The sequence below is a fragment of the Acinetobacter sp. A47 genome, assembly GCF_000805455.1.
Classification (GTDB): domain Bacteria; phylum Pseudomonadota; class Gammaproteobacteria; order Pseudomonadales; family Moraxellaceae; genus Acinetobacter.
This window is the reverse complement of sequence record NZ_JSUS01000001.1, coordinates 526572-552784: the sequence shown is the minus strand read 5'-3', so window position 1 is coordinate 552784 and position 26213 is coordinate 526572. Positions and strand designations below refer to the sequence as shown.

The 26213-nt window shown below is 42.3% G+C and carries 18 protein-coding genes and 3 tRNA genes; 4 read left to right on the top strand and 17 right to left on the bottom strand.

Annotated elements, in window-relative coordinates:
• Nucleotides 1–135: 135 nt before the first annotated feature.
• From OC23_RS02625 to OC23_RS02615, 3 genes are all read right to left on the bottom strand, one after another.
• A tRNA-Ser gene (locus OC23_RS02625) sits at nucleotides 136–225 on the bottom strand.
• A gap of 85 nt (nucleotides 226–310) precedes the next feature.
• Nucleotides 311–2341 carry an NADPH-dependent 2,4-dienoyl-CoA reductase gene (locus tag OC23_RS02620; protein ID WP_038342538.1) on the bottom strand — a complete coding sequence of 677 codons (2031 nt, stop codon included), beginning with the start codon at nucleotides 2339–2341 and terminating at the stop codon, nucleotides 311–313.
• Between the two features lie 214 nt (nucleotides 2342–2555).
• Nucleotides 2556–3473, bottom strand: a complete 918-nt coding sequence (locus tag OC23_RS02615) for a DMT family transporter (RefSeq protein WP_038342536.1) — start codon at nucleotides 3471–3473, stop codon at nucleotides 2556–2558.
• Between the two features lie 165 nt (nucleotides 3474–3638).
• Here OC23_RS02615 and OC23_RS02610 point away from each other — a divergent pair, with 165 nt between their 5' ends.
• The 3 genes from OC23_RS02610 (at nucleotide 3639) to OC23_RS02595 (ending at nucleotide 7295) form a co-directional block, all read left to right on the top strand.
• Nucleotides 3639–4490, top strand: a complete 852-nt coding sequence (locus OC23_RS02610; RefSeq protein ID WP_038342534.1) for a LysR family transcriptional regulator — start codon at nucleotides 3639–3641, stop codon at nucleotides 4488–4490.
• Nucleotides 4491–5074: 584 nt separating this feature from the next.
• Nucleotides 5075–6418 carry an argininosuccinate synthase gene (argG, locus tag OC23_RS02600; protein ID WP_038342533.1) on the top strand — a complete coding sequence of 448 codons (1344 nt, stop codon included), beginning with the start codon at nucleotides 5075–5077 and terminating at the stop codon, nucleotides 6416–6418.
• A 193-nt stretch (nucleotides 6419–6611) separates the two neighbouring features.
• A complete protein-coding gene (locus OC23_RS02595) occupies nucleotides 6612–7295 on the top strand; it encodes a pirin family protein (RefSeq protein ID WP_038342531.1) in 684 nt (227 codons plus the stop codon).
• A gap of 570 nt (nucleotides 7296–7865) precedes the next feature.
• Here the strand turns inward: OC23_RS02595 and OC23_RS02590 are convergent.
• From OC23_RS02590 to efp, 14 genes are all read right to left on the bottom strand, one after another.
• On the bottom strand, nucleotides 7866–8483 hold the full coding sequence (locus OC23_RS02590) for a thiol:disulfide interchange protein DsbA/DsbL (protein ID WP_038342614.1): 618 nt from the start codon (nucleotides 8481–8483) through the stop codon (nucleotides 7866–7868).
• A gap of 323 nt (nucleotides 8484–8806) precedes the next feature.
• Nucleotides 8807–9691: a type VI secretion system immunity protein, TaeI family gene (locus OC23_RS02585; protein ID WP_038342529.1), complete on the bottom strand. Its 885-nt coding sequence runs from the start codon at nucleotides 9689–9691 to the stop codon at nucleotides 8807–8809.
• A gap of 129 nt (nucleotides 9692–9820) precedes the next feature.
• Nucleotides 9821–10681, bottom strand: a complete 861-nt coding sequence (locus OC23_RS02580) for a type VI secretion system immunity protein, TaeI family (RefSeq protein ID WP_038342612.1) — start codon at nucleotides 10679–10681, stop codon at nucleotides 9821–9823.
• A gap of 222 nt (nucleotides 10682–10903) precedes the next feature.
• Nucleotides 10904–11887, bottom strand: a complete 984-nt coding sequence (locus OC23_RS02575) for a PoNe immunity protein domain-containing protein (protein ID WP_038342527.1) — start codon at nucleotides 11885–11887, stop codon at nucleotides 10904–10906.
• A gap of 11 nt (nucleotides 11888–11898) precedes the next feature.
• A complete protein-coding gene (locus tag OC23_RS02570; protein ID WP_038342526.1) occupies nucleotides 11899–13617 on the bottom strand; it encodes a hypothetical protein in 1719 nt (572 codons plus the stop codon).
• On the bottom strand, nucleotides 13614–16478 hold the full coding sequence (locus tag OC23_RS02565; RefSeq protein WP_038342525.1) for a type VI secretion system Vgr family protein: 2865 nt from the start codon (nucleotides 16476–16478) through the stop codon (nucleotides 13614–13616). The genes OC23_RS02570 and OC23_RS02565 overlap by 4 nt, the downstream gene beginning before the upstream one ends.
• Nucleotides 16479–16947: 469 nt before the next feature.
• Nucleotides 16948–17024, bottom strand: a tRNA-Val gene (locus OC23_RS02560).
• Nucleotides 17025–17059: 35 nt separating this feature from the next.
• The gene (locus OC23_RS02555) at nucleotides 17060–19048 is read right to left on the bottom strand and encodes a transglutaminaseTgpA domain-containing protein (protein ID WP_038342524.1); all 1989 of its coding nucleotides are present in this window, start codon (nucleotides 19046–19048) and stop codon (nucleotides 17060–17062) included.
• 2 nt (nucleotides 19049–19050) lie between these two features.
• Entirely contained in the window at nucleotides 19051–19968 is a 918-nt protein-coding gene (locus OC23_RS02550) for a DUF58 domain-containing protein (protein ID WP_038342523.1), read from the bottom strand.
• 13 nt (nucleotides 19969–19981) lie between these two features.
• Nucleotides 19982–20941 (bottom strand): AAA family ATPase, encoded by a 960-nt coding sequence (locus OC23_RS02545; protein ID WP_038342522.1) that lies wholly within the window; start codon nucleotides 20939–20941, stop codon nucleotides 19982–19984.
• A gap of 229 nt (nucleotides 20942–21170) precedes the next feature.
• A tRNA-Leu gene (locus OC23_RS02540) sits at nucleotides 21171–21255 on the bottom strand.
• A gap of 229 nt (nucleotides 21256–21484) precedes the next feature.
• Nucleotides 21485–21787, bottom strand: a complete 303-nt coding sequence (locus tag OC23_RS02535; RefSeq protein WP_038342521.1) for a YbdD/YjiX family protein — start codon at nucleotides 21785–21787, stop codon at nucleotides 21485–21487.
• A gap of 2 nt (nucleotides 21788–21789) precedes the next feature.
• On the bottom strand, nucleotides 21790–23892 hold the full coding sequence (locus OC23_RS02530) for a carbon starvation CstA family protein (protein ID WP_038342519.1): 2103 nt from the start codon (nucleotides 23890–23892) through the stop codon (nucleotides 21790–21792).
• A 373-nt stretch (nucleotides 23893–24265) separates the two neighbouring features.
• On the bottom strand, nucleotides 24266–24835 hold the full coding sequence (gene efp / locus OC23_RS02525) for an elongation factor P (RefSeq protein ID WP_038342518.1): 570 nt from the start codon (nucleotides 24833–24835) through the stop codon (nucleotides 24266–24268).
• A 355-nt stretch (nucleotides 24836–25190) separates the two neighbouring features.
• On the opposite strand from efp, the gene epmB reads away from it, so the two are divergent.
• Nucleotides 25191–26207, top strand: a complete 1017-nt coding sequence (epmB, locus tag OC23_RS02520) for an EF-P beta-lysylation protein EpmB (protein WP_038342517.1) — start codon at nucleotides 25191–25193, stop codon at nucleotides 26205–26207.
• Nucleotides 26208–26213: the final 6 nt, after the last annotated feature.

Sequence of the window (26213 nt, the reverse complement as noted above, 5' to 3'; positions counted from 1 at the left end):
GGCTTTTGTCAGACTCGCTATAGCACCTGTAGATAGATTGGAAAGAAAAATGTCATTATACGATAGCCACTAAAGAGATAAATTAATAGACAAAAAAAATAAGCCCTTGCAGTAACAAGGGCTTATTTAGATATTTGGCGGAAGCGGTGAGATTCGAACTCACGGAGGACTCACACCCTCGTCGGTTTTCAAGACCGGTGCATTAAACCGCTCTGCCACGCTTCCATGTGCGTAAGAATACAAAGCTTGCCCTCTTTATACAAGAGAAATTTAACTGTAATGTATTCAAATGCATAATGTTTCATCAATTTTACAGTTTAGCGGCTAATTCAGCACCATCACGAATCGCACGCTTGGCATCGAGCTCTGCCGCCAACTTCGCTCCCCCGATCAGATGATAGTTTGCCAACGTGCTTTCACCCTCTTTCGGCATTAAATCCCTGACCGACTCTTGCCCGGCACATACCACAATGGTATCTACACGTAATAATTGATCATGACCATTGTGTTCAATCCATAAGCCCTCTGCAGTCACCGACTTATACTGCACACCACGCAGCATACGTACTGCATGTTTTTTCAGCTGGGCACGATGTACCCAACCGGAGGTTTTACCCAAACCAATGCCCAGCGGTGTGGTTTTACGTTGCAGTAAATAAATCTGGCGTACAGGTGTTTCAACTTCCGGATGCTGCATGCCCCCTTCAGAAATATAATCCGGGTTTGGGTCAACGCCCCATTCACGTTGCCACTCTGCCAAAGGTTGCGGCTGAGGCTGATGAGGTGGTTTTAATAGAAACTCTGATACGTCAAAGCCAATCCCGCCTGCACCGATCACTGCAACCTTGTGTCCTACTTCAGCACCACGTAAAACCTCGGCATAAGACAAGACTTGCGGTGCGGTGCTGCCTTGTATCTTCAAGGCACGTGGCACTACCCCGGTTGCAACCACAACCTCATCAAAACCTTCACGCTCTAACTGTTCACGGCTGATGCGTGTATTAAGACGTACATCAACACCGGTCTGTTTCAGCTGCACTTTAAAATAACGAATGGTTTCATGAAACTCTTCTTTACCTGGCACCACTTTGGCCAGATTAAACTGTCCGCCAACCTCATCATTGGCTTCAAATAGTGTCACGGCGTGACCGCGGCTTGCAGCTACCGTTGCAGCAGACATACCGGCCACACCACCTCCCACAACCGCAATACGTTTTGGTTTTCTGGTTTTGACATATACCAGTTCTGTTTCAAAACAGGCCTGAGGGTTGACCAGACAGGTGACCCGTTGATTCTTAAAGGCATGATCCAGACAAGCCTGATTACAGGCAATACAGGTGTTAATTTCATCAACACGATTGGTGGCGGTTTTATTGACCCAATACGGATCTGCCAAGAATGGACGTGCCATCTGCACCATATCAGCCTTACCTGAAGCAATGATTTCTTCAGCAACATCCGGCATATTGATACGATTCGATGCAATCACCGGAACCGAGACATGCTGCTTCACGGCTGCGGTATAGTCGACAAATGCTGCGCGAGGTACAGAAGTCACAATCGTCGGGATACGTGCCTCATGCCAGCCAATCCCGGTATTGAGCAAGGTAATCCCGGCTTTCTCCAAGGCTTTGGCAACCACGATCACTTCGGGCATGGTATTGCCATCATGCACCAGATCCAGCAAGGAAAGGCGAAATGCAATAATGAACTTTTCCCCGACTTTGGCACGAATCGCCTTAACGATTTCAACCGGAAAACGCATACGGTTTTCAATATCGCCACCCCAGCGATCACTACGTTTATTGACATGACTGCTCAGGAACTGGTTAATCAGATACCCTTCTGACCCCATGATTTCCACCCCGTCATAGCCGGCTTTTTTAGCCAGACTGGCACAACGGGCATAATCTTCAATCGTTGCCAAAATCTGCGCCTCAGACATCTGACGCGGTTTAAACGGATTAATCGGTGCCTGTATCGGAGATGATGAAACTGAAAATGGATGATAGCCATAACGGCCAGAATGCAAAATCTGCATCAGAATCTTTGCGCCATGCTTATGTACTGCATGCGTGACCAGACGATGATGCGGAATATCGGCCAGACTATTCATAGTGCCGCCTGCGGGCAATAACCAGCCTTGACGGTTTGGAGAAATCCCGCCAGTAATAATTAAGCCAACGCCCCCTTTTGCACGCTCGCCGAAATAAGCCGCAAGTTTAGGGTAATTAAAAAAACGATCTTCTAAACCGGAATGCATTGAGCCCATCACAACCCGGTTTTTAATCGTGGTAAAACCCAAATGTAAAGGTTTCAAGATATTTGCATAGCTAGTCATGGTATTCCTTCTTTAATTTTGGCTTTGCAACTTGTTGCATAGTACTTTAATCCTTTTTTATTGATTTGGGATGACTGAATCTCGAATTTTAATGGTTGAAAGTGTCAATATACTGTAGCGACCTAAAACTTGTCTTCCAGAGAGATACATAAAAAAGCAGCCATTTTACCGACTGCTTTTTACCAACACTGAGCATGGTCACAGGACAAATCATTTAATGTGAATGGTCACCCGAATAGGCCAAACGGTCTTTTGTTTTTTTCACCTTGAGCGAACTCATCACAATGCCCAGACAGATCAAGGCCGCACCCAGTAAAATATTAAAGGTTAAAGGTTCATGCCAGAGCAAAGAACCAAAAAACAGACTCAGAATTGGAATGCACATGATTGAGATCGAAGCAACAAAAGTATCCACCTGGCTCACGATCCAGTTCCACAGTACAAAAGCAAAACCCGTCCCAACCACTGCAATATAAAATAAGGCAGATTCATTTAAAGGGTTGAGCCAAACCTGCATCTCTATAGGTTCAAAAGCTAATGCACCGACAAGAATAACAATACCACCTAGCAACAGTTGCCAAATGGTCAGCTTGATTTTGTCATACGTCGCGAAATTCTTTTTGATATAGATCGTTGATAAGGCCCAGAAAAAACCAGAACCGATTAACAGGATTTGCCCAAACAATGACATATTCATATGGATATGCTGCAGTTGCGGCCAAAGAATGGCGATCAGTCCCAATGTCCCCAAAATCAGTCCTGCACCCTTCTGGATTGTTAAATGTTCATTTAAGAAGTAATGGGCCAGCACACCAATAAAAATTGGCATGGTAAAGACCAGTACAGCCGACAAGCCCGAATCAACGAACTGCATCGCAAAGGTTTGCGTGGCATAGAAACCCAGACAGATCAGCAAGCTTAAAATCATCAAGGGCTTCCACTCCTTACGTTCTGGCAAAATCGATTTCTTTAAAATCCGCTGCATGATCATTAAGGTCAACGCAGCCAGAATCAAACGCGTAGAAATAAACAGGAATGGAGGAAAGACCTGTAAACTATGTTTGACCAGTCCCCATAAAGAACCCCAGACCAGACATAACAATGCAATTGCGCTTACGACTCGGATATTCACGTGTTGTACTCAACCCTTGGATAGTTATTGTAGTGTATAAAATAAATGGCATCATGAATAATGCTATGTTTTAATAGAACCATCATTTTTTTTGATACCTGTTCAGCGTACTTTTTTGTTTTTTCTCCCGATCAATCATGAAGCTGGAATAATTGAGGAATTGCCGTGAATATTGATATTAACGATATCCGTTCTTTTGTGACTGTGGCTGAACTGAAAAGCATTACCGCAGCGGCACACAAGCTCAATTATTTACAGTCCAACATGACCGCAAAAATCAAGAAAATTGAAAATCACTACAAACGCCAGTTATTTATCCGCAGACCCAAAGGCGTTGAACTGACCGAATCCGGCATGCACTTATACACCCAGTATAAAAAGATGATGTTCACCTGGGAAGAAACCGAAAATAAAATCTACCAGCAAGAAAGTGTACTGCGTTTTGGTACCAATACCAGTCTGGGAGGGATGCGATTCTATCCGTCTTTTAGCAAACTGTATGAAGCCTATCCAGACCTCTCGATTACCATGAAAACGGGCTCTACAGGCTATATTGAAGATGAAATTCTGGCAGGCAATCTGGATATGGCCTATGTGCTGGGTCATCCAAAACAGAAGAACCTGCAATATATTCAAAAGGCGGATGATCAACTGGTGATTATTGGCAAAAATATGATTAACCACGACAGTCTTGAAGAATGTCTGAATCATCAAAATATCTTGCTGGCCTCTGAACAATGCTGCTATGCCACAACTCTGGATAGCATCTATAGCGACTACAATCTCAAAAAGGGTGAACTCACCCACATTTATGATCATGAAGCCTTAATTCACTTTACCCAGTTGGGTATGGGGATTTCCATGATCGCCAAGTCTTTGATCGAGAAATACAAGATTCAATATTATCGGGAAACACCTGAACCATATCGGGATATTGGCCTCTATCTGATTGCACGCAATGACCATGTATTTACCCCGATTGAAAAGCAGTTTATTGGCCTAAATGATGCACTTTAAGCTCATTTTTATGGACATCGTTAACTTTTTTGTAGTTCAGTTGGCAGTTTAAAGGTCGAATCTTTATCCCATTTGAATAGAGAGAAAAACAGCATGACAACAGCCACAACCGTTCCTAAAGGAAACATATTGAGCATAAAGACTGTCCTTAAAATCGAACCGTTGCGACTACCAGCAGTTCCCGTCTGAACAGTTTTCGCACATAGAAAATGTATAGCGATCAAGGCTATACGCCCGAAGAGAACACCATAAAGTATTAGGGCATGTGCATAAATAAATTATAAATCACATAAACGAGATCTGGTATCAAGATAAACGCGACAATGCGATGTAATGCAGAGAGTATCTGATTGTGTTTCTAGTATTTTATTCTTTCATCCTGTTTAGAATCTTCATAAAAACGTTATGTTTATCGTAAAACTTTATATTTTTCCGATGTTAATCTATTTTTCAAATCAAAAAAAAAGAATTCCTTTCCTTACAGAAAAAAAATCGATTTGAAAAGTGATATAGTACTTGGCGTATAAATTCTCTTTGGTCACCGAAGTATTAGGGTGCCTATTTCGAAATAGTTAGGACTAGCAATGACTGATAATGCAACGATCTTGCAGCATGTACCAGTAGGTAAAAAAGTAGGGATTGCCTTCTCTGGTGGTTTAGACACTTCAGCAGCTTTATTATGGATGAAACAGAAAGGCGCAGAGCCTTATGCATACACTGCAAATCTGGGTCAACCTGATGAAGATGACTATGATGCTATTCCAAAGAAAGCTGAACAGTACGGCGCAGTCAAAGCTCGATTAATCGATTGTCGTTTACAACTTGCGCTTGAAGGGATTGCTGCGATTCAATGTGGTGCGTTCCATATCAGCACAGGCGGTGTTCCTTATTTCAATACCACACCTTTAGGTCGTGCAGTGACAGGTACCATGCTGGTCACCGCCATGAAAGAAGATGACGTTAATATCTGGGGTGATGGCTCAACCTATAAAGGTAACGATATTGAACGTTTCTATCGTTACGGTTTATTGACCAACCCTGCCCTTAAAATCTATAAGCCGTGGTTAGACCAACAGTTTATTGATGAGTTAGGTGGCCGTGCCGAAATGTCGCAATTCTTAATCGACAACGGCTTTGACTATAAAATGTCAAAAGAAAAAGCCTATTCAACTGACTCGAATATGTTGGGCGCAACGCATGAAGCTAAAGATTTGGAATACCTGAATGCAGGCATCAAAATTGTAGATCCGATCATGGGTGTTGCATTCTGGAAAGATGATGTTGAAATCCAGCCAGAACAAGTGAGCATTACTTTTGAAGAAGGTATGCCGGTTGCACTGAATGGCCAACGCATTGAAGACCCGGTTGCACTGATTTTAGAAGCAAACCGTATCGGTGGCCGTCATGGTCTAGGGATGTCTGACCAGATCGAAAACCGTATCATTGAAGCAAAATCTCGCGGTATCTATGAAGCACCGGGCATGGCCTTGCTACATATCGCCTATGAGCGTTTAGTGACTGGTATTCATAACGAAGATACCATTGAACAATACCGTATCAACGGTTTACGTTTAGGTCGCTTACTTTACCAGGGCCGCTGGTTCGATTCACAAGCGTTGATGCTTCGTGAAACTGCACAACGCTGGGTTGCGAAAGCGATTACAGGTACAGTGACACTCGAATTACGTCGCGGTAATGATTACACCATCATGAATACCGAATCTCCTAACCTCACTTATGAAGCTGAGCGTTTAACCATGGAGAAAGGTGATTCAATGTTTACTCCAATGGATCGTATCGGTCAGTTAACCATGCGTAACCTCGACATTACCGATACCCGCGCAAAACTTGGAATTTATACCGACACAGGCCTGCTTGCTGTTGGTCAGGGTTCGGCAATTCCACAGCTTGAGAACAAGACAAAATAAAAGCATATTAAACTCGTTTAATAACTTGAAAAGGCTGAATATTTTATTCAGCCTTTTTTATTGGGCTCAGGGTCATAGCATCTTCAGCATCATTGCATTTATAGAACAACACGTCGCATTAAAACCCTATTTAACTGCATTATGAATCGATAATATAAGCATCAAGCAGAACATAAAAATTAGGAGATGCAAGATGAATGCTTATCTACATCGCAGTGAAAATCGTGGCCATGTCAAAGCTGGCTGGCTAGACACCTATCATAGCTTTTCATTTGGTAGCTGGTACAACCCGAAATATATGGGAGTCAGTGCGCTTCGTGTGATTAATGACGATACCATTGCAGCGCATAATGGCTTTGGTACTCACCCGCACGACAATATGGAAATCCTGACTTGTGTGCTGGATGGCACCATTTCCCACAAAGACAGTATGGGCAATGAAGGCCAGATCAATGCTGGTGAATGGCAATTGATGAGTGCAGGTACAGGTGTCACTCACAGTGAAATGAACAAGCATGATCAAGCGGTGCATCTGTTACAGATCTGGATTCAGCCGAATGTACAAGATGCCGAGCCAACCTATCAGCAAATTCAGCTCAATCCGAAAGACCATCCAAACCAATGGCACCTGATCGCAGGTGATGAATCTGCACCGATGCTGATCCGTCAAAATGCTGAGGTGAAAACCGCGGTCATTGAAAAGGATCAACATCTAGACATTACGGCACGGAAAAAAGTGAACTACGTGCATGTGATTTCAGGTGAAGTAATGATTGCCGATCATTTAGTGAAAGCGGGTGATGCCTTGCTATTTGATGAAACAGCCACCATTACTGCGCTACAAGACAGCCAGATGATCTGGTTTGACCTTCCTTAAATCCCGGTTTAACTCGTACTCCTCCCTCGGGGGTACGGGCTTTTTAATCGCTACTTCCCCCACCATCACAGCCCCCAGAATCCGGGCTATTACTGTCACTTATACTACAGTGATCTGTAGGTCTGGAAGCATGATGTTGAGATGAATCATTGATATAAGGCATTGGCGAATATGAGTGATCAGGGTCAGATGAAACTTGACTAGCACTGGTTTTCTTTACCCAGAGAATGAATAAAACCAAGCCTATCACAACAAGTAGAGCAATAAATAACAGCATAAAGTCTCGGGTATCCTGCCAAGCTTGAAGTCATCAGATCTGGCCTAGAGACATTAAAAGCCAGACATTAAAAAAGCCCGATTAACGGGCTTTTCTACAACCTTGAACATTTTTAAAAACAATCTGGATTGTTTCGTTCGTTGTTAGCTGTGTATTCAGGTCATCATATCTTTTTGCATTTAGGCAAGATTTCTCTTAAATCCTAAATAGTATATGACTTCCTTATTGATTAAATTAGCACCAACAACTGTCCGGGTCAAGCATCTTTTTTAAACCGACATACACGAAAAATCCTATTTGTTTTTCCGCTCTTTTTCTACCAGATATTCAACTACTTGCACAACTTTTTCATCACCACCCTGTACAATGTATTTACCATTTACAACGACCGCCGGAACACCGGTAAGCTGGTATTTACGGGCCAATTGATTAGATTCGGCAATTTTTGCAGTGATTGCAAAAGAATCATACATGCTATTAAATTTTTTCTCAGGCACGCCGTACCGGGTAAAGAATTTCGCAAATGCTTCCTTTTGCAAAACTTTCTGGTTACCTGAAAAATTGGCATGAAATAATAGTAGATGTGTACGCTTACGCACACCTAGCGCTTCACTGACATAATAAGCACGAGCACCCTGCTCCCACATCGGGTTCATTGCTGCCGGAGTACGAAGGAAATAAATATCGTCTGGAATTTTCTTTAGCCAGGCTTGCATATGCGGTTCTAATTTATAACAGTAGGTACAGCCATACCAGAAGAACTCTCTTACCTCGATTTTATTGGGAACCGATGTCTTTTCCGGATTTTCTACTACGGTATAGTCTTGTCCTGCAACAAATTTTGCAGCCATTGTATGGGTGGAAAATGCTGCAACAATTGCAGTTAGACCCGTTAAAATAAAATTTTTCATTAACTTCACTAAGCTCATAGCACCTTTTATCGTGCTTGAGTATTTATAAAAAAACACCATTCCAAAACGTCATCGTAAAACTGTTTATATCCTTAAACAGCTGACATGAGACTACGATCTTCATATTTTACTCAGGAAATGCCCTACAAAAAGTAGGTTTTTATCAGTTATCTATTAAAATCAACAATTAAAAACAAAATTGCAACAGCTTAACCTGTTCTAACATCTATTCAAAAGCAATACATAAGATTTTATAGTTAGGCCTACTAGCTGAAGCCCAATATCTATCTGAATAAACCTGACATCTTTTGTACTTAAATGATTCAATGGTTCGTCTCTGTATCTAAATACCAAATGGTTTCACCGCAAGGGTTATTCGGAATTTCAGGCATTGTTTCACCTTGATCAAAATATTGTCGTGAATCTGGTTGAGCTGGTGTTTTCCAATAGCCAGTTTGTGGACATTGTTGTCCACCTTGCACACTAATTTTAAGCTGTTTTCTTTTCTGTTGATCAACCTGTTCAATAGCTTTACTAAATGATGCATTCTCTCCATATAACATCTTCCCTAAGCCCTCCAGATCTGTTTTATAGACTTGGGTAAACTCTTTGAGTATCGACATATGAACATGAATATCAAGTTTTTTTAGATTTTTTAATGAAGCACTACCATCAAGTATTAAGGCAGGTTCAAAGCCCAATACTTCATTACTGGCGAGAGGACCATATTTTTTTACAGCACGTTCAAATAGAGGTTTGAGATTGTCATCTTTTTTGTCAAATTCATCTACATCAGAAAAAGCAAAGAAGTTTCTAACAATTTCATTACTTGTATGTTTTTTATCATTAAAGCCAACGCTATTCTGAAATACTTGACCATTTGAAATATTTAAATCATATTTTTTCCAATTTTTTTCTCCCCATAAATAAAGCTCTCCAAATGCTGATCTAGCAATCACATGCCAAACATCCTCATCTAAAATATCAGTACTTTCTAGCCAATGATAAATGTCCTCTGCATAATCTTCTGGATTGGTAATCCAAAACAATCCTTCTTTAAAGCAACAAAAGCCAACTTCTTTCCAATATTCTAATAATTGGTCAGGAAGTTTCCCTTTATATTTCTTTAGAATATCTTCAGTTACTGCAATTGCTTGCTGAGGTTGCCCAAATTTTTCTAAAAAATATTCAAAGTCTTCATCACTCATTTTCCCTCCGAATTAGCGTAATGTTTTAACTAAAAATCTATCAAATTTTTCCATACACGCTTATGGACCTTTGCTTTACCTAACTTTTATAAATATGAGCAAAACAAAAATGCCCTTTGGGGCATTTAATTAGTTCTCACCATCCCAATACCAATACACCTCTCCCCAATCTAGCTCGGCAAGAGTTGGAAGAATCTCCCCCTGCTCAAAATATTGTCGTGAATCTGGTTGTGCGGGTGTTTTCCAATAGCCAGTTCTCGGACAAATTTCCCCAGCTTTAACTGAATGATTATATTGTGACTCGGCATCTTGCCCACTTGTTAAATCTTCCACATTATACGATGTACCATATAGAGCCGCTGTAAGATCCTCAAAGCTTCTCATTCTTAGTGGAGTTACCTGCTTTAATAGTTTCATGTGGACTGGTAAATTAACTTTTGCTAAATGGCTTAACGACTCTTCACCACCTAAAGCAAGTGCAGGCTCAAATGCATACATTTCATCTGTCTTTAAAACACCAAGTTTTTTCACCGCACGATCAAATAGCTTTTTACCGTTTTTATCGGTGTAATCCATATAAGTTTTTTTAGCAAGAAAGAAAAAGTCACTGCCATAAAATTCAGCGCTTTCTAACTGTTCTCCATTGTCATGTAGAATGCCTTCCATTGTTTTAATATAATATCTACCATAATTACGCTCACCCCAAATTAACAGCTCACCAAATGCGGTACGCGCTAAAACATGATAAACATCATCATCAGGCAATAGTGTCTCTTCCAGCCAGTCATAAATTAATTCAGCGTAATCATCTGGATTGGTAATCCAGTACAAACCATTTAGATAGCCTGCAAAACCAAACAATCGCCATTGCTCTAAAATACTTTCAGGCAATTTACCCCGATATTTTTTTATTATGTTCTCTGTAGCTTCGACTTTATCAATTGGCTGACCATATTTTTCGTAAAAGTAATCAATATCTTCTTGGTTCATCTTACTACTCTCCATTACTTACAACGCTTCAATTCAACATCCATCGCATCTTTCCCCATCCCCTTAGCCTGAGCCTGAGCTGCCGCTTTATCCATACCAGCTAGACGCTCCTTTGCTGCCATTTGAAAACCAATTGAACTGTTTAACCTTTATTTAATTTTTAAAGCTTTACTAAATGTAAAAAACCATCCAAATGAGGATGGTTATTCTAGAATTATTTAATCAAATATCATTCTCTAAATACCAAATCGTCAATCCCCACGGATTGTTTTTAATCTCAGGCATTATTTCGCCTTGCTTGAAATGACGCTTTTCCATATTATTTGCTGGGCTATACCAATCGCCTGTTTTTGGACAATTTTGACCAGCTTCACATCTAAATTGATTTCCTTTTTTATTACTAACATCATTTTTTGGTGGTACAAAAGTCTTCACAAATTGAACTAAATCTTTCGGATAATATAAATATTGATAAAGACTGCTATCGTCTTCAATTTCCAATAAGTAGACTGCTGCACCTGCTTCAAAAGCCCAGTACCCGAAATATCCATCATCACTTAAATGACTGTCGTGCCAAGGAGCTGCTGATAAATCTTTGTACCATTTCTTTAGAAACTCATTAATCTTATGTAATGACTTATTTTTATCGTGTGTACAGAAAGCTTTAAATAAGAGACTATAAGGCTTAACTCCTAAAATAGTATCAGTTTCATACCTTTCTAAACTATCATCATAGGCAAGCATTTCTTCAATTAAAACATCTTCTCCTGCATTTTCCTCATCTTCACCATCCACTAAACGAGCAACTCTTGGTAATAAATCCTGTCGATGCAATAAATAACATAGACTTATTAACCATATATAAGGGCAATAACCATCAAATGACCGAATCGGAAATGCCATTTCATCAGTATCACCACTACTTTGTACTAATGCCTTTAAGTAATTTTCATAAGCAACAACTACATTTTCTAAGGCATAACGTAGATTCTCAAGTGGCTCACCAGCAGTATATGACAATATAAAATTATTAAATGTGCCTTCAGCAATACCAAACCACATTGATAAATGCCATCCAACATCACTACCTTCTGGTTTACTCAAATTCTCTTTTTGTCTTTGCATTACACGTAAAGTTAAATCTCTAGTGCCATGAAAATTTACTTCAGTTAAAAACTGTTGTCTTCTTTCAGTTAAAAAACTCATAAAAAGTACCTTTATCTAGTTCTTTTATCACGTGATTTATCAAAAACTTTTGCCTTATTGTCTGCCTCTTTTGCTATGGCAGCATCACCCCATTCCCTTGTAACTTCATGTGCAATGTGTATTTCATGATTAATCTTTTCTCCTGAAGCTTTTTGTGAAAGGGCTGTTAAATGATTGGCTATTTGTGGAATTGAGAAAAATAATACACAACGACTATAAACTTTATTTGTGTCAGATAATAAATCTTCTTTGGCAAAAAGATCATTTAGCACCAGTCGAGTGGATCTTAGTCTTGTTTGAATCCAGTTATGACTCATTTGCATAACTTTACCATTATCTTTTCTACTTCGTTCTCCACCAACATCTACGCTCCCACCTTTTGAGTTTGTATTAGTGTTCTTATTTTTTTTCTTTTTTTTCTTTTTTGTTCCTTTCATTTCTTCTATGCCAGAAGTCATATCTGCGCCATTTTTATCTTTAGCATCATTTAATAGTTCACCAAGACTTTTAATAGGACTCTCACTAAGTTTTGCCTCAATAATTGCGTACGGTTTACCACTATTAGTTTTCCACACACCATCAATTCCACGACCACGAGATTTTATTTCCAGTAATTGAACCATTTTCCCGCCATCATTTAACTTATGCGAGTTAATCGCATTAGCATCATCATGCTTCGCTGTATCCTTTCCCCATCCTTTAATTTGCTGACAATGATAATCAGCCATATGTTCACCAAGAATTCCTTTTAACTTATTTGTAAAATCTCCAATTTTATCAATAGTATGTTGAGTTGCATTAACCCTATTTCCCGATCCTTTTTCAACAGTCTGACGCTCGTTACCATTGACTTTATCGTGATCAGCACGTTTCTCACCGCCTACTTTCTTTTTATCTACTTCTTGCTTTTTCGCATCAACTTTCTTGCCCGCTACTGCACTACCCGTAGCTTTATTATCTACTTTCTTACTGGCTGTAGAACCACCATTTACTTTTTTCTGAGTATTATTTCCAACTAGTTTAACTTTAGATTTCTCATGTGAACTCTTTGTTTTATTACCTGTAGAAAGTGCTATCGTTGCAGCTGCATTAACGACTTTATATCCTTCCTCCCCAATCATATCGATTACAAAGTCTTGCATCGCTTTAAAGCCCATATCAAATCCTTTTTTAATCGGATCACGGACCTGCTTCACTTTCGGACGCATTCTTCTTGCCAATAGCTCAAGGTTATCAGGTATCCACCAACGTGGAATAGACAAATATGCTAGTAATTGATCTAAAGAATTAAATGCAATGTTCAACTGCTGTAAAGCCTGAGCTTTACGTTGAGCCCAAGGAAAAGTTTTTAAATACTTGATTGAGCTACCCTTACTCATACCAAGCATACGATCAATAGAACTCCAGGTCTTTGCATCAATTTTTTTAACGACTTTACGTGATTTCCATAATGGTTTAAACACACCTTTAAATAGGCTTCCAACTTCTGGTATACACCCAATAGCCGCGAATGATAGATCTACCCAATCATCAATTGTACAATTTGCTGGTCCTTTGTTCGTAATTCGGCAAACCATGCCAGCAACATCTCGGACATCTAAAACCTGATCTGCAATTGGAATCAAACCAATAACCGCATTGGCAATAATAGACATATTTGAGGGATTCTCTTTAAAATCCCCCATAATTAAATCTTCTAAAAATTCAATTGCATCATCTACAACACTCATTCAAAACCACCGTTCTTATAGTATTCTTGTTCTAGTTTTTTCAATTCTGCCTGCATTTTCTCTTTTTCAGCATCATTCGGTTTAATATTTTCTAATGGTGGTGGAACCCACTCGATAGGGTCTTCACCAAACTCAACCATATATTTTTTATCCATTGGTACACCCTCAACTTTGGCATAACCTTTATCATCTAGAACACCACTTAAAATAGAGCCATCTTCTAAAATGACTTTATATGCAGCCCCTTTAATCGGAGTCAAATCATCATAGTGATAATTAAGTTCTATAAATCGATTGTTATCCATAATGGGTAGAGCTGGAAATTCGGCCATTGCACTCGCCCCACCCATAAACAAATGCTGCCCCGCCTTCACCTCAAACTTACCACCTGTAGTCGGAAAAATCCCTGAACCATTCAGCTTGAGTTGCGAACCTTGCGCAGTAAATACAATTTCTTTTGGACTGGTAATTTCAATGCGGTCTTCGGTGGAAATAATCTGAATCCCTTGCTTGGCAAGCAAGTCCATGCCATCCGATTGGGCATGTACCTCAAACTTACCTTTGGCAGCGACCTGCTTGATGCCACTCTGTGCCGCAAACAGGCTAATCCTGTTCTGTACATGAGCAACCAGATTCTTTTGCGTACTCAAGTTAATGCTATCGCCCGCAATCTGATTGATCTGCCCATCTGCTGAAAGATGAATATCTTCATTAGTGCTGAGGCCAATTCCGGCAAGTGAATTCAATAGCAATAACGCTTTTTCAAATTTCGCAATCTTGTCCTGAATCTGATCAGCAAAGTCTTTTAGCTGATCAAGTGATTCAATTTCATCCGTTTGCTGGTTCTTGGCCACTTCACTGAGCGCTTTGGCATTGCTTTGATTGCCTTCGATCTGTTGCTTGGCTGGCTGCGCATCGAGATGCTCCCCTTGGGCCTGATCCTGTTTCTGCGTACTCAGCAACAAACCTTGACCTGCACGAACCGCACCCCATTGATCAGTCCGCAGCTCAAAACCTTCACCTCGGTCTTCACTTTCAGCCTTGTCTTTGGGATGGCTGAGTTTACCCAGATTCAGTTGACTGGCAGCATGACTGCTTTGTAGTTGTGCACTGATCTGGCCCGTGGTGTCATCAAAGCGTAACTGGTTAAAACCTTCGCCTTGGACTTCTTTGGATTTGATCCCGGCCAGTTTTTTGGTATCCGGCAGCTTGCCGGCATTGTCAAACTTGGTCGGACTACGTTGTGCTTCATGAATCCTCCCTACCACATAAGGACGGTCAATATTGCCATCAAAGAAATCAATCACCACAATCTCACCAATACGTGGCAAGAAACGTGCGCCGTAGCCTTCACCTGCCCACGGCGTCAGTACATCGATCCATGCAGAGTCAGTATCGTTGTCATTAGCACCTGCGCCGCCATCATGGCTATGGTCTTCTGCACGGGTAAACAGGAATCGAACTTTAATGCGTCCCCATTCATCCACATGGATTTCTTCACCACTTGGCCCGACCACTTTGGCGCGTTGCGGATACGCTTCGGGGCGATGCTGCTGAGGATTGTATGCCGGAACAATCTTGATCTGACGGCGTTGTAAGGTAAGTTGATTGGCTTGGCGTTCTTCTGTGTTATCTATATTGAACTGTTTAGGTTGCCACTGACTCTGTGCCAAGAGCTGGTCAATTTGCTGATGCAGATCTTTAGGCAAGTTGTTTTGATTATAGAAATGCTTGGCTGTAATCAGGAATTCCTTGTCTGCCCCATCATGCTGATCAATTTCAGGATGGTCATGCAACTCAAACCAGTAGCCCACCTGTGCGTCACGTAGCGTCGATTGGGCAATAAATTGCTTGGCCTGTGCATTATGGTAATGACTGAGATTTTGATTGAAACGTTCAACCTGCTGATTGCCTGAAGGTGTTGCACCATCTTCCTGGTTCAGGTCTTGCATCCATGCAGGGCTAAAGTGCCATGCATCTTCCAGCGCCAAGCGGGTTGCATCATGCTGTTCTAAATGCTGCTGCGTGGTAAGGACCGAACCGGTGCCTTCATCCATGTCTAAGGCATCAGGCTGCCAACGGTTCACATACACCGAAGTCGGTTGTAAGGAACGGTTGCCGATAAAACTGGTAATCGAGTCAAATTGTTCCGTTGCACTACTACGATGGTACTGTACTTTACGACGATCCAGCGCCTGATACTGGGCATTGTCATCAATCAGTCTTAATCGCTGCGGCTGAATGCTGCTATTTGAATTCGGTACTATCAGTTGCGCTTCATCAATCAGCCAGTTGATCCCTTCGCTACGCATCAGGCGGGTCAGAAAATCATAATCACTTTCATTCTGTGACATGATAAATGGGCGAATATCATAGTCTTGACTCAGCCCGCTTAAATCTAGCGTCAGACTGGCGGCAAAGAGCGGGCTTTTCTGTTGCCACTCCTTAAACACCAGTTCAACAACGTCCCGCACACTTTTATTCATGAATACACGGGAGTTGCGGCGTTTATGCCACAGTGCGGTCGGATCTTGCAAAGTCAGCTTATAGACCGTCAGGCTACCATCCGATTGTCCTTGCAATGCTTGAGTAATAATGCCGGTGGTACGGAATAGTTGTCCTGTATCTGTGACCTGATCAACGGCAACCTGACTGCCAATAAATTGTTTGAGTGGAATGGTGGCATTGGTCGACAGACAGATGAGTTCGGCTTGAATCCCTGCATTGATTTGGTGTTGCCCATCAATACGCTGTAAAAAGACTTGCGTATTTAAATCCTGATTTGAAAATAAAATATGTAAGGCACGTTTTTGTGCAGTAAGCCCTAAGCTGTCTAAGGCTTGAAATATATTGTTCAACATCTTGTTATAGGCTTACGCTTAAATTTAGGGCATTTTACAAATTATAGCGTTATTCTGTCTATACGGTTCTGTCTATTTCTGACAATTTGCGTCATCTCTATCTTTAAGCCAATCTTGTCAGATCAGTTATAGAAGTATTTACCCCAATATTTAACAAGCAATCCATCCAACAATGCTATCACAGGATTAGTCGGAACAACTGAAACCGTCCTGTTACGCTTTTCGCCCTACGTATTTTTTGAATACCATCTACTGTGGTGCCAAGCAAACATTTAACTGGAAAATTAAAACAGCACTATCGGGAAGGAGATACAGAACCGAAGCTACAAAGGGGGGAGTTTTCACTAACTTTTAAAGTCTAAATCCGGAGAATTTGCTCACTCATGCACATTAGAGCGTGAATCAGTTCCCCGAAACAAAAAAACCGCCTTTTTAGGCGGTTTCTAAGTAGCTGATAAAGCTATAATTTTGGTAGGTATATCCAGACTCGAACTGGAGACCTCTACGATGTCAACGTAGCGCTCTAACCAACTGAGCTATACACCTAGAATGAGAAGCATAATATTCATTTTTTTGTTACTTCACAAGTATTTTTGCGACTGTTTGAGAACAACCGAACAGTCTTTAAGCAACCGTTTAAATTCTCTGGTATTTTTTTGATCTTTTTGCTCTAAAAATATGATTTTTTGATATAACACAGTCACTTGTTCAAATGGCGCCCGATCTTCTACCCTCATTGCGATCCGTTGCATCCAGCGCTGAAAGGTTTCAGCCGGGAATTTATGCAAATGTTTGGGCAGGTGTTTTTCAAATTGCCTAATCAAGCGTTGATACTGATCTTGCTGCTGTCTTTGTCTGCAGCCATACCAGCCCGCATAGATCAATAAAATACTGCCAAGACCAACAAACAGTGCAATCCCATAGCCATAACTTGAATCCAGCCCCAAGCGGGATAACCAGTTTTTCTGTTTTTCTACATCATAACCGACCACTTTGCTTTGCCATTGATAGCTGAGATAGTCACTCCAGATACGTACATTCTTCAAAAATTTAAACTGCTGCAAACGCCAAGCCTGCGTTTGCCCTTCGCCCCAGATATTCCGGTCTTGTGCCAGATAATCCTGCATCCCGGTATCTATCCGTTGTGGTGCAATCATGGCGGTAGGATCAACTCTTTGCCATTTCCCATCCAGATAAACTTCACTCCAGGCATGTGCATCCAGCTGGCGAACTTCCCAACTTTGTCCATCTGGTGCCAGTTGTCCTCCTTGATAACCTGTTACTACGCGCGCAGGAATCCCCACATAGCGCATCATCATCACAAAGCTGGAAGCATAATGTTCACAAAATCCTTTGCGACTGGCAAACAGGAACTGGTCTATCCGGTCGCCACCCAATATGCCTGGCGTCAAGGTATAGACAAAACCATTTTTCCTGTACCAGGACAACACCGAATGCAGGTATTTTTCCGGCTGTCCCTGATGCCGCTGAAATAATTGATGAGCCAGTTGCTGTGCCTGTTTATCTCTCGCCGGATCAAAACGGGTATTCAATGCAATCTGGCGTGGTGATAAAGGAACCGCTTCTGCTCCCGTTCTGCCCAGCCAGAGCAGTTGTAAAGGCTGATTGCGTTTAATCAGCTTAACGGGACGGATACTCTCATCTTGATAAAGCTGTAAATAACGCTCTTGAGGAATCGAATATTCCAGCCCCATAATCCAGCTGGCCTGATCGTCGGCAGGTACATATTGATAAGATACACGGCGCGATGATGACGGGTATTGCTTTAATTGCTGATTCTCAAAGCTACTGCTCCAGGTGGTGCCATCATACTGGTCTAGCACCAGAGCCCGCCAGTACAATTCAGGTCGGCTGGGCAAATCATGCATCGGTGCAATAATACGGAAAGCCAAGGCAGATGATTGAGATAATTGTGCAATATCCCCGGGTGACATCCGCTCACTGATCCCTGTAGTTGCCTGTTTCTGTTGAACCGGAATCGCCCAAAGTGGAGGTAAACGAGGAAAGAACATAAACAGCAGAATAAAAAATGGTGCGGCAATACCGACAAATTTCAGGATCTGTGCCGTATCTTGCCTTAGTTGTCTACTGCCCTGATTGCGTTGTTGAAATAAACCGGTTTGCAACCTGTACAAACCCATCAGGCACATGATGAAAGTCATGAATACAATTATTGCCATCCAGAAAGCCTGGCTATATAACAGTAAACTTGCCCCGACAAATAAGGCAAAGTTAAACACAATCAATACATCACGGGTATTTTTAGCTTCCAGACTTTTGGCAAATAAGCAGGCCGTCAAGAATGCCACACCCGCCTCGACCCCCAGTAAGGTTTGATACTGCATATAAATCAATGCCACCGACAAACTGATAAATGCCAGCAAAAGCAGTTTCGGCAGCGGCCTGATGTTTTGCTTGTTATAACGCCACAGCAAAGCCAGCCAGATAATGCCCCACAATCCACTCAGAGTAACAGGCACAAAGCTCACCTGTCCGACCAGAATCAGCCCGAGAGCAGCTAACACACAAAAATAGATCGCTTTGGTCATGTTTAAGCCTGCGCAAGTAAAAGTCTGGCTTTCATCAACTGGCTTTGTCCTTGCCCACTTTCCAGTCTGACATGCGGCAAAATCACCGTATAGTTATTTCCCAGCTGTTCACACTGTTCAATCAGCCCCATCATCACACTTAATTTCTGTTCATGACCCAGCGCTGGAATTTGCCGATAATCAATATCGAGCTGTTGATGATTGGTCTGTGTTTCAAACATCTTGATCAGGAAACCCTGCCCACGTGCAACCTGCTTCCATGCCACATTCTGATAAGAATCCCCATGCTGAAAAGTTCTGAGCTCTTTAAACTCATCCAGACTGTCCTGCACTGCAACTGGCTGACTTTTATGCTCTTTTTGCCAATCATTGGCCTTGGGTGCAATCCAGAATTCTTGTTTTGGGTATAAATACGTCCATGCACGGACCAATCCTAAAGGATAGGTTGCATAAACTTTCAATGCGCCCAGCTCATATCTGCCACGTTGTTCTGGTAAAACGGCCAGCTCCAGACTTTGCTGGGCCTGATCCAGATAAAACAAATGCGTCTGATCGTGCCACTGCACATATAAATAGCGGATTGAGGGAAGCGCTTGTTTCAATACTATTTTCAACAACAGTGGCTGTCCCACTTGCCCGACCTCTGTAAGCGCCAGTTCAATCTGCAGGCCATGCAGTTGCTTAAAGGTCAGATAAAAGCTGATACAGAGCATGGCGCTCATTAAAAAGCAAAACCCGAGAATCAGGTTATTGGCATAGTTGATTCCTGCAATAAAGGTAATGACAATCAGCAGCAGATACAAAAAACCTTGTTGATGAATAAAAACCAGCACATCCTTTTGCAATAAGCGCTTTCGGTCTTCGATCTGAAAGCGCTTCGCAAGCCATTGCTGTAGCTGCTGCTTAAATCCATTTTGCATGGTCATCTCTCAACTATAAGACATCGACCGATTGCAACAGCAGTCTAGCCTCAGCTTCACCCAGACTTAAACGATGCGCTACCACAGCAACAAATACACTTTGTACATCGTCTGTCATTACAAAGCTGCGTCCTTCAACCAGAGCATGAGCCTGCGCTGCGGCTTTCAGTGCCAATACTGCACGAGTCGACAATCCATGACGTTGTTTACGTGTTTCAGCCGCCAGATCCAGAATATAATTAAGGACAGCCTCGCTCAGAAAAACCTGTTTGGCCAGTTCACGCAAATGTAAAATGTCAGCCTGATTAAAAACACCAGTCAGTTGATGAATCAGGACATGTCTTGAGCTTTGCTGCAGCAATAGTTTTTCTGCTTGTCGAGAAGGATATCCTAACGATAACCGCATCAGAAAACGGTCAAGTTGTGACTCAGGCAAGGCATAGGTACCACTTTGAAATAGCGGATTTTGCGTGGCCAACACCCAGAATGGCTGTGGCAATTCATAATGAATACCCTCTACGGTAACCGCTCCCTCTTCCATTGCCTCAAGCAAGGCACTTTGTGTTTTGGGACTACAACGGTTAATTTCGTCAGCCAGCAAAATCTGGGTAAAAACCGGCCCCTGCTTAAACTCGAACGCATGTTCTTTCTGGTTAAAGATATTGATGCCAATGACATCACTGGCCAGCATGTCATTGGTAAACTGAATACGCTGGAAATGCAGTCCGGCCAAACGCGCCAAAGCACTGGCCAATGTGGTTTTGCCCAGTCCCGGTAAATCTTCAAACAATACATGACCACCTGCCAGCAAGCAGGTCAGCGCCAGCTTGGTCTGTTGTGGTTTATCTAAAATAAGCTGGTTGACTTCAAACAGGAATTGTTCAATTTTCCCGGCAAAGCTTTGTATGTCTTGTTGTAATGCCCGGTTCTGCTGTGTTTTTTCTTGTAGCGATGAATTTTCTATCCCCCACATTATTCTATTCCCCAAAATAAAACAGTGTAAGCTCAACATACACTGTTTTAGTTCTTTTACAAAGGATCAAATACCTGAGACAGAAATGAAAATTTCAAATTAACCGGACTAGCAAAAAGATTAAACCAGAATTGAAGACTGGATAAAAAGACTGGAATCGAAGGATATATTGGGTTTAATACGCTCAATCAGCGTCAATCAAATGTAAGTTATTTTTATCATAGTATGGTGGTGCGGATGGGGAGACTCGAACTCCCACGATTTTACTCGCTAATACCTGAAACTAGTGCGTCTACCAATTCCGCCACATCCGCTTTGTGGAACGCATCTTATGCAGATTTATCACCAGCGTCAAGAGGAAAATGATTTTATTGCTACAGTTGGTGAATTATTGATTAATTCGCACATAATCGTTAAAGATAATGTTTGATATACATATATTTATTGCCTAATCTGTCCCCGTTTAAAGGCTCAGTCCAAACGATTATCCGGGCAAAAAAAATAGCGTATCTTTCAATACGCTATTTTTCCCATGTTAATAGTCTAACATGGACACTTTTTCATGTTACCCCCTGCTGCCGGATAACGGGCATCAATGCAATGGCGATAAAAGGTCTTTGCATCCATCGGGGTGAGGTCTGGATGATGTGCTTTCATGTGGGCCAGATAGGTTTCATAATCCGGCACGCCCACCATCAAACGAAAACTCTGTTGCAGACGCTGCCATAACACAGCAATACGTGACCAGTTTTTCGGAGATAAAATCAGGTGTTTTTGAGACATGATGGTAAACTTGATGATCTTTACAATCACCGAGCCACCTTGCCGCGCAATTTTAAAATCCATACTTACTCTCCCTTGATGCTGTTCGCAGTCACTGGTGTTTCAGCATAAACTGCCGGTGCTTCATTGGCAGTGGCTGTTGGACTTGCCAGTGCACGGCGTACAATCCCAATTGAAGCAATCACCATCACAATCGCCACGACCATAAAGAAGCCACACAGCGCTGCATTGATCTGGTTCGACATCACAATAGTCTGCATTTCTGCAACTGTCTTGGCTGGGGCCAGAACTTCTCCGCGTGTAATGGCATCAGAAAAACGATTTGCCTGAGCAAGGAAACCAATCTTCGGATTTTCATGGAAAATCTTTTGCCAGCCCGCCGTCATAGAGGTAATGAACAGGAAAATAGTTGGGACAATGGTCACCCACACATATTTTTCTTTCTTCATTTTAAACAGGATCACGGTACCCAAAATCAATGCCATCGAGGCCAGAATCTGGTTGCCGATACCAAACAGTGGCCATAACGAATTGATACCGCCCAATGGATCAACCACACCCTGATACACAAAGAACCCCCAACCGGCAACAGCAACAAAGGTTCCCACCAGATTTCCAAAGAACGAGCTTGATTGCTTGATCGCCGGAACCACAATCCCCACGGTATCCTGCACCATGAAACGGCATGCGCGTGTTCCTGCATCTACCGCGGTCAGAATAAATAGCGCTTCAAACAGAATGGCGAAGTGATACCAGAATGCCATCATGGAACGGCTATTAAAGATTTCTGAAATAATGTGCGCCATACCGATTGCAAAGGTCGGTGCACCACCGGTACGGGACAGGATTGAGCTTTCTCCTACCTCTTGGGCCAATACTGTCAGCATTTCCGGGCTCACCACAAAGCCAAGATTCCGCACAGCCTCTGCTGCGCTATCCACCGTTGTACCCAGAATGGCCGCCGGGGCATTGATTGCAAAATACACGCCCGGATCAAGCACAGTGGCACAGATCATTGCCATGATCCCGACAAATGATTCCATCAACATGCCGCCATAGCCAATCATGCGAATATTGACTTCGTTATCGACCAGTTTAGGCGTTGTGCCTGATGCAACCAGGGCATGGAAACCCGAAATTGCACCGCAGGCAATAGTAATAAACAAGAAAGGAAATAAGCTGCCCGCAAAGACAGGGCCTGTGCCATCAATGAAATGCGTGACCGCCGGCATTTTCAAATCCGGCATCGCAAAGATAATCCCGATTGCCAGTCCTGCAATCACACCGATTTTCAGGAAAGTTGATAAATAATCACGTGGCGCCAGCAACAGCCAAACCGGTAATACCGAAGCGATAAAACCATAAATGATCAATGCCCAAGTCAGTTGTGTTCCACTTAAGGTAAACAGCTGCCCCCAATATGGATCTTTCGCAACATCACCACCGTAGACAATTGCTGCCATCATCAATACAAAACCAATGATCGACACCTCGGCAATTTTTCCCGGGCGCAGATAACGCATATAGATGCCCATGAATAATGCAATCGGTATCGTCGCAGCGATACTGAAGACCCCCCAAGGGCTATGCGCCAGCGCCTTGACGACCACCAGTGCCAGTACGGCGAGGATAATGATCATCACGCCAAGCGTACCCAGCATTACAATCACACCGGCAAAAGTGCCCAGTTCCTGCTTGGCCATTTCACCCAATGAGCGACCGTCGCGTCGTGTCGAGATAAACAGCACCAGAAAATCCTGTACTGCACCTGCAAGTACCACACCGACCAGAAGCCAGATCGTTCCCGGCAAATACCCCATTTGCGCTGCGAGAATCGGGCCGACCAGTGGGCCTGCACCGGCGATCGCGGCAAAATGATGACCAAATAAAACATATTTATTGGTGGGAACATAATCCAGACCATCGGCCAGACGATGCGCCGGGGTTAACCGTTTCGGATTTAACTCAAAAACCTTGTTTGCAATAAATAAGCTATAGAACCGATAAGCAATGCTATATACACAGACCGCAGCCAGTACCAACCAGACTGCATTGACATGTTCACCACGACTGACCGCCAATATCCCAAATGAAATCGCCCCGACAATGGCAACCAAACTCCAAAGGAGTTTTGAGGGAAGTGTTGACCCTGTTTGTGTTGTCTCCATTCAAAACCTCTCAAATACATAACGCGTGGTTAGGGTCCGTTGATATTTCACCTTACGAGCGCTCGCCTCCATTACGGCAAAAGCCATCTGGGATACAGGACGTTTAGATGGCAAAAGCCATGTTGAATGTGATTTAGCCACTCTAAATAATGAGCTGTGATGACAGCGGTGCAAGATAATGCAATGCATGGCTGAAATGTCAGCAAACCCTATTAGATTTCCCTTTCCATATTTTCTGTAGAAAAAATATCTTTGTAAGTTTACCTTCTATTTACAGTTATTTATCTAATACTTTGGCATAAAAAAAGGGATGATTGTTCATCATCCCCTTCCATAATTGTATATCTTGCGTAGCAAAGCTACCTTCAATCAATTATGCGCGTTCCAGGTAATCACCTGTACGTGTATCGACACGAACGCTTTCATCTTGCTGTACGAATAATGGAACACGTACCACAGCACCTGTTTCAAGTTTCGCAGGCTTGCCGCCACCGCCAGAAGTATCACCACGTACACCCGGATCGGTTTCAACAATCTTGAGTACAACGAAGTTCGGCGGGCTTACTGTTAAAGGTACGCCATTGAACAACATGATGGTACATTTTTCATTTGAATCGTCTTTTAACCATTTCGCAGCATCGCCCATTGCTGTTTTATCAGCAGCGATCTGTTCAAAAGTTACAGGATCCATGAAGTTCCACATTTCACCATCGTTGTAGAGGTAGTCCATTTCCACTTCTACAATATCAGCTGCTTCTAGAGAATCACCTGATTTGAATGTTTTTTCTAATACCTTACCAGAGCGAAGGTTACGTAATTTAACACGGTTAAACGCTTGACCCTTACCTGGTTTTACATATTCATTTTCCATGATTGAACATGGGTTACCATCAAGCATAACCTTGAGGCCTGCTTTAAAATCATTTGTAGAATAATAGGCCATGAAAGGCGCACTCCAAACTTAAAACTCAAATCTTATGGGCTTGTTTAATATTCATATTTGGTTGCGACAGAGGAGATTTTTTCAACGATACAAGGCATGGATGGTGAAATTTAGTTCTTCTAAATGAACCATACATAACGCAGTAGCGACAAAAAATCTCCCTGTCCCGTAGGGTTATGGCTAAAATTTCCTCATACTTCGTTATGAAACTTGGCAAGGGAATAGCCATTCCCTGCGTTTCACGCCTCGCATGATTAAATTTTAGCCAATAACGCAATTCATATATGAACGTTAAACAAGCCCCAATGCTAGACTAGGCACACAGCTGCGGCTAACACTATTTTTAACGTATGGCATGATAAACTATTTACATCAAGAGCAAAACTGGCAAACGCAACTCAGTGACCTAATTACTGATCCTTTAGAGCTGTTAAATCTGCTTGAGTTATCTACCGACCAGCTATTATCAGGCGCAATTCTGGCTTCTGAACAGTTTAAATTGCGCGTTCCGCGTGCATTCGTCGGAAAAATGAACATCGGCGATCCCTTCGATCCGCTGCTGCTACAGGTTTTACCTCATCATCTGGAACTGCAAGAGCATCCCGAGTTTGTTACCGACCCACTTGGCGAAGAAGCAGCCAACCAGATGGCCGGTGTCTTGCACAAGTACCAGTCGCGTTTTTTACTGACCCTGACCGGTGCCTGTGCCATCCACTGCCGTTACTGTTTTCGCCGTCATTTTCCCTATCAGGAAAATCTGCCGAAAAATGACGACTGGCACAATATCAAGGCTTATATTGAACAGAATCCACAGATCAACGAGGTCATTTTCAGTGGCGGAGACCCTCTTACCCTGAACAACCGCAAAATTGCCTTGTGGCTGGAACGCCTGGCTTCTCTCCCCCAGCTCAAGATAGTGAGAATTCATTCACGCGTTCCAATTGTGATCCCGAACCGGATTGATGAAGAGCTGATTTCTATATTAAAAAACAGTAGGCTACGCATTGTAGTAGTGGTACACTCAAATCACGCAGCTGAACTTGATGATTTCACCTGCTCAAAGTTATTGCAGTTATCACTTCACCATATCACCGTGCTCAATCAGGCGGTTTTACTCAAAGGTGTGAATGATTCTGCAGAAACTTTAAATGCATTGAGTTTCCGTTTATTCGAAGCACGGGTAATGCCCTATTACCTGCATGTTCTGGATAAAGTCAAAGGTGCTCAGCATTTTGATTTAAGATCTTCAGAGATAGATCAAATCTACAGCGATGTATTAGCAAGTTTACCGGGTTATCTGGTTCCTAAACTTGTCAGGGAAATTGCGGGCGAGAAAAATAAAACACCGCTTTTTGGGGTTCAAACGTTCTGAGATTGA